Source organism: Corallococcus llansteffanensis (genome assembly GCF_003612055.1).
Classification (GTDB): Bacteria; Myxococcota; Myxococcia; order Myxococcales; family Myxococcaceae; genus Corallococcus; species Corallococcus llansteffanensis.
Genome location: NZ_RAWB01000362.1, coordinates 1 through 10,270, shown reverse-complemented (window position 1 = coordinate 10,270; position 10,270 = coordinate 1). Strand labels below are relative to the sequence as shown.

Below are 10,270 nucleotides of genomic sequence, written 5' to 3'. Positions count from 1 at the left end.
TACAACGAGCACTGGCTGTTGGAGCGCCACCATTTCCTCTCGCCGAGTCAGGCCCGGCGAGAGCTGATGCAGAAGCAAGCGGCCTGATTACAACCAATCTAGTGTCTCAACAATCCGGTGCGGTACAGAGTCCCTGACCCGGTTCATCCGGGACGCCGTGCTGCCTTGAACCGGACCCTACTGCCTGACGCGCAGCGTGACGGAGGTGAACACCTCGACGCTCTGCCCGTCCACCTGGACGAAGCTGCTCGTGTAGCCCACCGGCGTGATGAAGATGCCGCTCGCTTCGTGCTCATTGATGGATTTGGCGCCGAACCGCGCCATCTGCATCGTGCCCATGGCCATGCCCGTGCAACCCACGCACTTGGGAGCGCGGTACGCGAACACCGTGCCGCCCTCGATCTGGTTCGTGCCGGTCAGGCGCGGCTTCGGCACGGCGATGAACAAGCGCTGGTCGGTGCCAGGAATCTCCCAGACCGCGCCCATCGGCAGGGGGTTGGTGCTGTCGGCGTTGCTGCCCACCGGACGGAGGGTGATTTCGGTGAAGCCATTGCTGGCGATGGCCGAGTTGATCTTGACGATCTCCTCCTTCTTCGTCCACCCCAGCCAGTGGAGCTGCGGGAGGTTGTAGTTGTCCGACGCGAAGATGCCCATGTACGTGCTTGAGTCGCCGGACGACTTGACCGTGCCGGTAGAGGGGTCACGCACGTTGCCGTGCGCGAGGCCGAGCACGTGACCGACCTCGTGGGCGTAGTCCCGGAACAGGGTGCCCTTGAGGTTGACACTGCGCGAGCCGGCGTTCGAGGTGGAGCACACCCCGCCAGGCAGCACATACACCGTCAGGAACGCGCTCGAGCTGGTGGCTTTCTGGCGGGCCTGGGTCTTCGCCGTCGCACAGTTGGTGCTCGTCACCACCACGTTCTGCGAAGCGATGACCTCCAGGCTCAACTGGTTGCGAGACGCGACTGCGTAGTAGTCGGACAGATTGCTGACGGTGTTCTTGATGGTGGTCAACGCGGGCGTCGTCTTGCCATCAAGCGTCATGCGGACGATCTTGACGGTGAGCTTCTTGTTGATGGCGGCCAGTCTGCTGGCGTTGTTGTGGTTCTCGACGCAGGTCGACTCCCCGCTGGCACAGTCGTAGCGGTGCGACGAGGGGAGGACTTCGACGTCCTGAACCCGGAACGAACGCACCTTGTCGTTCGCGCTCGCGCCGCTCCCGAACGAGGTCTCACAGAGGTTCGTGTCGGTCTCGACAGTCACCGAGTCGCCGGTGCAGTCCCCAGCGGCATGGAGCGTCACGGTCTTGCCGACCGGCACGTCGACGAAGGAGGCGCCCGCGGTCGGCGCGAGGGTGTAGCAGCCGCTGGACGCGGCCTCTTGAATCACCTGGGAGCCGCCGTTGCAGCTTTCGCGCACGAAGACGGACGGCGGGCGCGGGGCCAGGAGCTGCTCGCGCAGCACGGACCAGTTGGCCGCGGTACACTGGCCTGACTGCACCGCATCAATGAAGACGCCGTCCTCGAGCTCCGGGTGCGCGTAGGTCAGGCACGTCTCCACCAGCTCGCTCCAGTGCGCCCAGTCGCAGGTCCCCGCGGTGGCATACGTCTCGGCACACGCGAGCGACGCCGCGAGCTCCGGGGAGACGATCGCCTGCCGGGTGGACGCGACAGACGCCTCCGTGCCGTTGCCGCCGGGCTGTTCGTGGGACGAGGACTCCCAATCCTCTCCCTGGCACCCTGACACCAATGCTCCGCACAGCATGACGGTCGTCATGGACAGCTTCCGCATACGTTTCTCTTTCGCAGCCCGTGGCCGCATGACACTGCGACACCGTGCAGTGGAGCATCTGTTGCGATTCAGTGGACGTTCCAGCCTCTCGGCTGTGCATCAGGGCTGTCTTGCCCGCGGGTTGCGCGGCCAGCGCCCTTCCTGGTCCAAAGACTCTTACGCGAATTTCACGCAATAGTGACAATCAGTGAGATATGTTTTCTTGACGCATCACCCGCCGGTCTTGGCGCATGTGAATCCGGATTGCGCGGCGCATCAGCCGGCTCGCAGGAATTGTTCACATTCCCTCGTGGGTGAGTCCAAGCCCACCCTCCCTGGTCAAGATTCCCAGGACATCCCAACAGGTTGTCCATGCCACCGTGACAGGAATTGCCAGGGGTGCGCGTGGGTGTTGATGCGGCCTGGCGCGAACCGGCGGAGCTGCCCCTGGGTGCGCGGCGTCTCCATGGACGCTTCGAACGCCCCGAGGAGCGGACGATGGGCGACCACGCCGGCGTCGGCGGCACCTTCTTCTTCCGCGACGCACTTCACGCCGTTGGCCTTCGCGAAGGCCTTGCGGATCGGGGCCTGGTCGACCGACACCGAGCCGTGGATCAGTCGGATTACAGCAGGCCGTCCAGCCAGGTGAGCTGCGCGTCAATCGTCTCCGAGATGGCGAGCGGCTGCTCCGACGCGCTCGGGTCGGTGTACGGGTTGCCAATCTCCTTGTGCTGCCACTTCACCCAGGTCTGCTTGTACCAGCCCCAGTCCAGGTTCGTGCCCGTGGACGGAGGCGTGGTGCCCGCGTACCCGGAGAAGGCGCGGATACCGGTGGCCGGCGCGACCTCCTGGCCTCCCACCACCTGATACAGGTGCAGCCGCTCGCGGCGGGGGAACTGGGCGGGCAGGGGGGTGGCCCAGGCGCCGTAGAACGTGCCCCAGGGGCGCACGGGGTTGTTGAGCTTGGTGTCCTGCGTGCCCAGTTCGCCCTGGCTGTTCCTGCACACGCCATCCAGCGACGACACGTAGACGGTGATGCCATCCAGCGCCGTGTTGGCGCGGAGCGCCTGGGCGATGCGCATCACCAGGCACCCGCCGCGGGAGCTGCCCGCCAGGTAGATGGACCGCGTCTCCGGGCGGACCTGGGCCTGGAGCCAGTGGACGAACCCGTTGACGATCCGCTGCTTCGTGTCGCTGTCGAACAGGTGGTCGAAGTTGTTGTCGTTGACCACGGACAGGTGTGTCCTGCCCGGAGGAAACCAGCCCAGGGCATCGAGCTTCATCGCCAGGGAGCGGCCATCCAGGAGCACGTTGGGGCAGGAGACGCCGTCACAGGACGCGTCCCAGTTGGAGGACTGGCCCGTCACTCCGCTGGAGTGGCCGCTGCTGGAGATCTTCTGTCCGGCGGTCATGAAGACGATGGCCTCGCGCACGCTCGGGGCCTCCACCTGGGCGATGCGGATGGCGTGGAGCGTGCTGTCGGAGGCACCGGCCGCGCGGAACTGCTCGAAGCCCGGCGCTGGCTGGTAGGCGCCGGACGCGTCCTTGTAGACGACGCGCCGTGACACCACCGTGCGGCTGCTTCCGTTGGGATAGGACAGCGCCTGGGATTGTGAGTCCAGGGCCGCCTCGGGTTCCCCCAGTAACAAGGCTTCGGATTCTGGCGGAGCACAGCCCGCGAGGGTTCCAACCAGCACCAGCGCTCCAACGTTCCAACGCTTCACTTGACGCTCCTTGGGGTGGACGAGCCTTTCTCAATCCATAAGCCGCAAGGCAAAGAAAACAAAATTAGTACGCATAGGGCGAAGCCCATTTGTCGGAGGCGTCCATTGAATGTGCTCCGCGAGCAAGGGTGCAGGCGGTGCCAGCAAGAGGCTGCGGAACCTGTCAACGCGAATGAGACAGTGAAACTGAGAGGTTCATGCGCAGCCACCTGTGAGTTGGGGCGCGGCGCGGGGCCTGCGACCACGCGGTCCTCGGCTTCTGACGGCCTCTGGCTGAGCATCACCCTATCGCGCAGCTGTCCGCCCACGTCGTTGCGCTTGCTGGGCCGGCGCTGGGTCCGGCCTGTGCGCAGGCAGGCGGCAAGCTCTTTGCGTAGCGAGCCTCGCGCCGGTGAATCGAGCGAACTTCGCAGCATCCGAGCGGCGCGGCTGGCACTCCACAATCGGAGGGCCCCGCGCCGCTTCCTGTTGGGCGCCTGTGGCGGCGTCACAGCCGCCCAGCCCGCTCTCGCGGCTCAGCCATACAGCTCGCTCAGCGGTCCCGGCGCGATGCGCGTGCTGCCCTCCTGCCCGAAGGTGTTGAAGTTCGCGTCTCCGAACGCGTGGCCGAGCGTGTTGAAGAGGTTGGAGACCTGCCGGTTCCGGGCCGCGTCGTACTTCGGGTACACGACCGTGCGCCCGTCGGTCTTCAGGCCCAGCGCGTTGCCGCCCACCACGAGCTTCGGCCACTCACGCGAGGTCGAGTGGTGCTGCTCGCCGTTGTCGGACATGAAGACGATCGCGGTGTGATCCAGCATCGAGCCGCTCGCGCCGACCTCGGGCGTGGCGGCCAGCGTCCTCGCCAGGTTCGCCACCAGCTGCACGTGGCGGCGGGTGACCTCGGCGACGCGCTCCCAGTTCTGCCCCGCATCCAGGCCGTGCTGCAGGCTGTGTCGCGGGATGTCGGTCACGTCCGGGCCGTAGGCCACGTCGAAGCCCGAGGTGCCCGTCGCCAGCACCACCGTGTTCGTCAGCCCGCCCAGGAGGGATGCCGTGGCGATCTGGAACTGCGCCTCGAACCACTTCAGCGAGTCGGGCGGTGAGCCCGCGCCGGTGATGAGCGGGTTGTCCTTCGGCGCCAGCGGCAGGTAGGGCCGCACGCGGGCCGCCATGCCTGCGAGCTGATCCTCCCGCGTGCGCAGCGACTCGAGCGAGGAGAGGTAGCGCTCCAGCTTCAGCCGCTCGTTGGAGTTGCCGCTGAACTCCGCCAGCGCCTTCCGCGAGTCGGCCAGCGCGAAGTCGAAGAGCATCTTGCGATCGCGCCCATTCGTCGAGCCGCCGAGCAGCGAGCCGAAGGTGCTGTCGAACGCGAGCGACGGGTTGACGATGATGCCCGCGGGCTTGCGGGGTCCGAGCGCGCAGGTCTCGTACACGATCGACACGCGCGCGGAGCTGGTGCCCAGGCGCAGCACGTCGAACGGTGCACCCCGGCGCAGGCGAGGTGCGATCACCGCGTCGAAGGTCGCGCCCGCGCCGTTCACCGCGCAGCTCAGCCCGCCCGTCCCGCTGGAGTGCCCGCCGCCCGCGATGAGGCTTGAGAGCCCCAGCAGCACGGCGGAGCGGTTCACCAGGTCGATGTTGCCGGAAGACGCCGCCAGCGGCCCGAGACTGATCGCGCTGGCGAGATTGTCGCCCTCACGCACCAGCGGCGTGTCCTTGTACGCGTCCCAGAAGAGGCGGTCGGAGGTGTTGGCGCGTCCACCCAGCGCCGCGCGGGTGCCCGTGCTCAGGAGCGCGCGGGGGTAGACGCCATTGCACTCGAGGACCAGCACCAGGCGCGCCGGCAACGCTGACGACTGGGCGTAGACGTCGTGGAAGTAGGGCGCGAAGAGGCCGGCGGCCATGCCCTTCAGGACGGTTCGTCGCGAGAACATGGCAGTCACTCTCCAGCCTGCGGCAAACGCCGCGTCTTCCAGGTGTCGCTGGTCATCAGCGTGGTCAGCATCTTGGAGAACGAGCCGTTGTTCTGATCATAGGCCTGCTCCATCTGCGTCAGCGTGCAGGCGTCGCTCGGGTTCTCCGGACGGCCCATGAAGTAGCGGAAGGCCTGTCGCACGAAGCAGCGTTTCACATGCCGCGACGTCGCCAGGCGCTCGCTCAACTCCACCGCGTCGCGCACCGGGCCGTCCAGCGCGGGGTCCGGCATCGACGTGAGCGTCGAGCTTCCGTCCGGCGTGGTCCAGCCTCCGCTGGTCGAGTGATCCCGCGTGCGCAGGAAGCCCGCGTGGTTGTAGATCTCGAAGGGCAGGCCGAGCGGCTCCATCAGGCGGTGACAGCCCTGACACTGCAATCCGGCGGTCGCCTCCTGCAGGCGGCGGCGCGCGTTCTTGTCGGCAGCGTGAGGGCCGACCTGGGCTGCCACCTGCACGCTGCTGAGCGGCGGGACGAAGCCGCACAGGAGGTTCTCGCGCACCCACTTGCCGCGGTGGACGATGGACGGATCGTCCTCGAAGTTGCCGCCGTGCGCGGCCAGCCACACCGGGTGGGTCAGCACGCCCGCGCGCTCGGTGTCCGGCAGCTTCTTCCAGCGGCCCGCGACGGTCGCCGGGAGGATCTCGCTGACGTTGTAGGGGTGCGAGAGGCCCTTATGCGAGTCGTACGCCGCGTTCTGCATGGAGGGCACGTAGAAGGTGCGCGTGGTGAGCAGGTTCGCCAGCACGTCCTGATCCTCGACGACCACCCGCGCGATCAGATCGTCGAACTGCTGGATGAAGGTCGGCTCCAGCGGATGGAAGTTGGTGAGCAGGTTGTCGTACGAGACCGAGCTGATGTAGCCGAGCCCCTCGAGTTCGAAGCGCGAGGTCGCCGCCGGGGACTCCTTGAACACCGCGGACACGTGCTCGTAGCCGAGCCACTCGCGGAAGAAGCCCGCGACGCCGTCACCCAGCCAGTACTGCCCGCGCTTGGAGCGCTGCTCCTCGTTGTAGTCCTGCACCAGATCGAAGCGCGGTGTCCCGTTCTGGTTGGCGTCGACGCCGCCCAGGTGCTTCTTGATCAGGCCGGTGGTCGTCGCATCCTGCGTGAGCGAGCCATCCTTCGCGGCAGTGGCCACGTCCGCCAGATGCCCCTCGAGGGGCGCGGAGTAGTACGGCCACACGAAGCTCGGCGTGGCCGAGGGCGCGCGCCCCCCAAGCGCGTAGGCCAGCTGCGAGCCCAGCTCGAGGCTGGTCAGTTCCACGCGACCGTTGGCCGGCACGCCGCCCATCTCGCGGCGGAACATGGCGCCGGTCATCATCCACGCGGCGTTGGAGATCCGCGTGATGGAGTCCGCGCGGTTTTGCGGGGAGTTGCTCGGCTCCTGCGCGATGACCGCGGTCGCGAAGGCGGTGAGGCGGGTGAGCTCATCCTCGGTGGGCGGGCGGAAGAAGACGCCGAACTCGAGCATCTGGCCCAGGTGGAAGCGCTTGCAGGTGTCGCTCGGGTTCGCGTCGTTGAACATGCAGCTGAAGCGGCTGTTGGTGTAGACACGCTCCATCCGGTTGCCGTCCGGGTAGTTCATCGTCCACGGCGAGGCGGCCGCGCCGACCACCGGCAGGAAGAGCTCCACCGTGGCCTCGTCCAGCGTCTCGTCCGTGGCCCAGGAGCTGTATTGCTCGAGGGCGCTGGGATCGAGCGGGTTGTCGTAGAAGCTGAACCCGGTCCAGCTGCGCTCGACCGAGCCACCGACGTTGCGGGTGAACTCGCGCCGGTTCATGCGGCGGATCCGCGTCGGCGCATCCGAGCGCACGCCTTCGGTGCAGGTGAAGAGCGCGGACTGATCGAGCAGGTTGGGTTCGGGCACGACGGTCACGGGCGGGCCGCCCGTGCCACTGCAGAGGGGCATCCCCTCCTTGATCCAGGTCTCGAGCGCGGTGCGCTCGGCTGCGCTCGCGCGCTCATGCGGGACTGGCGGCATCGGAGACGCGTCGTCGCGCATGCGGATGAGCGCGCGCTGGGCGTTGCTGAGCTTCCCATCCATCGCCGAGCTCACCCGCATGTCGTGCAGGGTGCGCAGCGGCATCGTCGCCCCCTGGGTCGGCAGCGCGCCGTGACAGCTGGCGCAGCGATTGGCGAGCACCGACTGCACCACGCACGCGGCGCCCAAGTTCCCGCCGGGCCCGCCAGGCTCACCTGGGTTGTTGGGGCCTCCGTTGTTGGTGTTTGGCTCGATGGTGCCCGTGCACGCAACGAGGCTCAACAGTCCGGCCAGCAGGAGGACGCGGTTCATTCGGCCAGACTGGCACGGATGGCGGGTGGGATGGCAAGCAGGCCCTGCCAAACGGGTTCTGACCTGCCTGGGCAATCTGTGGTGCCGCCGGTGGGGGCGCGCAGGTGCCCTGCTCAACAAGTCCATCGCGGACGGCCTGCGGTACGTGGCGGTGTGGAACTCGGCGTTCCTCCAGTCCCATGATTTGACGGAGGCCGTCTCCGCCTTCGCCGAGCGCCGTCCGCCCTGGTTCCAGGGGCGCTGACGCGCACGAAGGAATGAGCGTGGGCGTGAAGAAGCCCGCGCCCCTTCCTTGAAGGCCGCGCCGCTACGGCCGGCCGAAGTCCTGCACCCAAGGCGATGCTTCAGTCCTGGTCCTTCGGGCGGCGCACCGTGAAGGTGACGATGTTGTGATCCGAGCCGCCGGTCGGGCCCGCCTTGACGTTCGTGACCTGGCACCCGGCGGACATCGCGTAGTCGATCTTGCCGTGGCCGTGGGACTTCACACTGCCATGGGTGACCATGCCGGCCTGCTGGGCGATCCAGCTGGGTGACCACTTTCCCTTCGTCGATGCCGGCTCGTTCCAGTCGCCGCCGATGAGCAGCGCCTGATCAGGGTTCTTCTCAAGCTGCCGCTTCGCGAACGCGAGCAGCTTCTCGGAGAGCGACTTGTAGGTGCTCACCCGGTTCGGCGGCCCGACGGGCTTCCCGTCCTTCCAGTCGACCGAGGGCGGCTGGTGGGCCGAGACCACCTTCAGCCAGCCCGCGAGCTGGACCGCGGTGGCCGCCCGCGGAGGGGCATGGCCGCCGTTGATGGTGTTCCAGCCGCCGCCCTCGCCCTGGATGGACAGGGCCTGCTTCTCCATCAGGCTGTCCTTGACGAGGATGCCCGTCTCGCCCTTGTCCTTGGCTCCGGGGAAGGTCACCAGGTGGTAGCCGGGGATCTTCTCCAGGGCCTTGTGGTAGCCGTTGATCTCCTGGAGCTGGACGAAGTCCAGGTCGTTGTGCTTGGCGTACTTGCCCAGCCACTGCTGCACGTCCTTCGGATCGCGGTCGCGCTCGACGTTGTAGGTCGCGCCCTTGAGCTTCGACGGGGTCGCGCTCTCGTCGCCCTTGCCGCCAGGCTCGCTGGTCTGGGCGAGGGTGCCGCAGCCGCCGCTGGCGGTGGCGCCGGCATCCTTCAGCGGGGCGGCCACCCGCCCACCGACGCCCCCCTTCGGCTTCTGCTCCTTGGCGGTGTTGGCCTCGAAGCGGTCGTTGTTGGCGGCACCCTTGGGGGAACCGGGCGACTTCTGGCGCTCATCGGCTTTCTGAGCGCGGTGACCGCTGGAGCCGACATGGGGGCGGTGGGCGTGGGTTCGCATGATTTTCTCAATTCTCGCCTACCGAGAGCGGGAGTTGCTTCGGCCGCATTGGGGCGGCCGGGCTCGTCACGCCGCGTCAGGGCATGGGGCCGCGGGGCTGGCGGCGGACAGGGCCCGCCATCCCTGTCGTCCGTGAGCGGGATTACAGCCGGCACGCATCGTGCGAAGAGAAGGCCTGTTGAGGGTGGGGGCTGGAGCAGAGGTGCCGAAGAGGGACGCTGACGGGTGCCGCCGAGCTGTGCGCCTGGCCGGTGCAGAAGCCGTGCAGCCCTCATGGGGCACACGCCCGCTCAGGCCGCGCTCCCCTCAGGCGCGCGGCAGGGGGCTTGGGCAGCCGCCAACCTGCCCCGTGCGCAGGTGCGTGAGCTGGTGATGAAGGGACCTGAAGCCCTGCCCCTGGAGCTGCGCACGCGATTGCAACTGGACGCCCCCGTGCCCGAAGCCGAAGCAAAGGCGGTCCTGACGCGCCGGGACCCGAACGCGAAGGTGTTGAGCGTGGCGCTCCTGGAGGTGTCACCGGAGGCAGTGAAACCCCAGGAGTACGCGGCGCTCGTGGACACCGCGCCCCTGCCCTACGACTACGTCTGGTTCACCCCGGCGATGCCGGAGGACGACCCGTGCAAGGCGCTGCGGGAGCGCAAGACGCCGCCTGGACGGTAGCGCTCGCCGGGCGTTCTCATGCCCAGAAGGGCTTGAGGGGATTCAGGTCGAAGGAGGGAAAGAGGTGCACGGCGGTTGCAAATTCCTTGTCCAGCGGCATGAGCCCCGCGGACTTGATGGGGATGGACCCCAGCGGGGGGATGAGCGTGAACCGAAGGCTCATGGGATGCTTGCAGGCAACCCTGCACCGAGGCCCATCGCTCTGCACCACCAGCCCGGGCTTGATGCGGTGCAGCCCGAAGGCATCCATGTTGGTCCCGTGCACCTCTTCCAGGTCGATGACATACTTCTTGTCCAGGTATTCGACCTGACCCTTCTTGTTGACCGACATGTATCCCGACACCTTGGGACCACAATAGTAGATGTGATCCGTGGCCATCCCGAACGAGGGCATGAGGTAGACCTCCGGCCAGACACTCATGCTCTTCGTCGAAAGGAACTGCTTCATGTTCCCGATGTCGTTGCAGATCTCGACCCCGAACCGGGTCTCGAAGGATTCGAAGTAGCTGAGCAGGAAGGTGTCAGGG

Annotated in this window: 7 protein-coding genes and 1 pseudogene; 1 reads left to right on the top strand and 7 read right to left on the bottom strand. The window is 67.3% G+C overall.

The annotated features are described in order from the left end of the window. Positions 1-177: 177 nt before the first annotated feature. The 6 genes from D7V93_RS28240 to D7V93_RS28205 all read right to left on the bottom strand — a co-directional run bounded on the left by D7V93_RS28240 (position 178) and on the right by D7V93_RS28205 (position 9,083). Complete coding sequence (locus D7V93_RS28240) at positions 178-1,776, bottom strand: M10 family metallopeptidase domain-containing protein (protein WP_244237559.1); 1,599 nt, start codon at positions 1,774-1,776, stop codon at positions 178-180. Between the two features lie 333 nt (positions 1,777-2,109). After that, the gene (locus D7V93_RS28235; protein ID WP_120646338.1) at positions 2,110-2,373 is read right to left on the bottom strand and encodes a hypothetical protein; all 264 of its coding nucleotides are present in this window, start codon (positions 2,371-2,373) and stop codon (positions 2,110-2,112) included. 20 nt (positions 2,374-2,393) lie between these two features. Continuing rightward, positions 2,394-3,419 (bottom strand): hypothetical protein, encoded by a 1,026-nt coding sequence (locus D7V93_RS28230; RefSeq protein ID WP_244237558.1) that lies wholly within the window; start codon positions 3,417-3,419, stop codon positions 2,394-2,396. A 590-nt stretch (positions 3,420-4,009) separates the two neighbouring features. After that, positions 4,010-5,407, bottom strand: coding sequence for a DUF1552 domain-containing protein (locus D7V93_RS28220; RefSeq protein ID WP_120646336.1), 1,398 nt, complete (start codon positions 5,405-5,407; stop codon positions 4,010-4,012). 5 nt (positions 5,408-5,412) lie between these two features. Further along, complete coding sequence (locus tag D7V93_RS28215; protein WP_120646335.1) at positions 5,413-7,740, bottom strand: DUF1588 domain-containing protein; 2,328 nt, start codon at positions 7,738-7,740, stop codon at positions 5,413-5,415. A 344-nt stretch (positions 7,741-8,084) separates the two neighbouring features. Beyond that, positions 8,085-9,083 carry an endonuclease/exonuclease/phosphatase family protein gene (locus D7V93_RS28205; RefSeq protein ID WP_120646334.1) on the bottom strand — a complete coding sequence of 333 codons (999 nt, stop codon included), beginning with the start codon at positions 9,081-9,083 and terminating at the stop codon, positions 8,085-8,087. Between the two features lie 369 nt (positions 9,084-9,452). Here D7V93_RS28205 and D7V93_RS28200 point away from each other — a divergent pair, with 369 nt between their 5' ends. Next, complete coding sequence (locus tag D7V93_RS28200) at positions 9,453-9,743, top strand: hypothetical protein (RefSeq protein ID WP_208723173.1); 291 nt, start codon at positions 9,453-9,455, stop codon at positions 9,741-9,743. A gap of 16 nt (positions 9,744-9,759) precedes the next feature. Here the strand turns inward: D7V93_RS28200 and D7V93_RS45240 are convergent. Next, a pseudogene (locus tag D7V93_RS45240) lies at positions 9,760-10,270 on the bottom strand (hypothetical protein); the annotation flags it as partial.

What these genes read in the sequence shown, in the direction of transcription:
- D7V93_RS28240 (WP_244237559.1), bottom strand. Translation starts at nt 1,776, where the DNA reads ATGACGACCGTCATGCTGTGCGGAGCATTGGTGTCAGGGTGCCAGGGA.
- D7V93_RS28220 (WP_120646336.1), bottom strand. Translation starts at nt 5,407, where the DNA reads ATGTTCTCGCGACGAACCGTCCTGAAGGGCATGGCCGCCGGCCTCTTC.
- D7V93_RS28215 (WP_120646335.1), bottom strand. Translation starts at nt 7,740, where the DNA reads ATGAACCGCGTCCTCCTGCTGGCCGGACTGTTGAGCCTCGTTGCGTGC.
- D7V93_RS28205 (WP_120646334.1), bottom strand. Translation starts at nt 9,083, where the DNA reads ATGCGAACCCACGCCCACCGCCCCCATGTCGGCTCCAGCGGTCACCGC.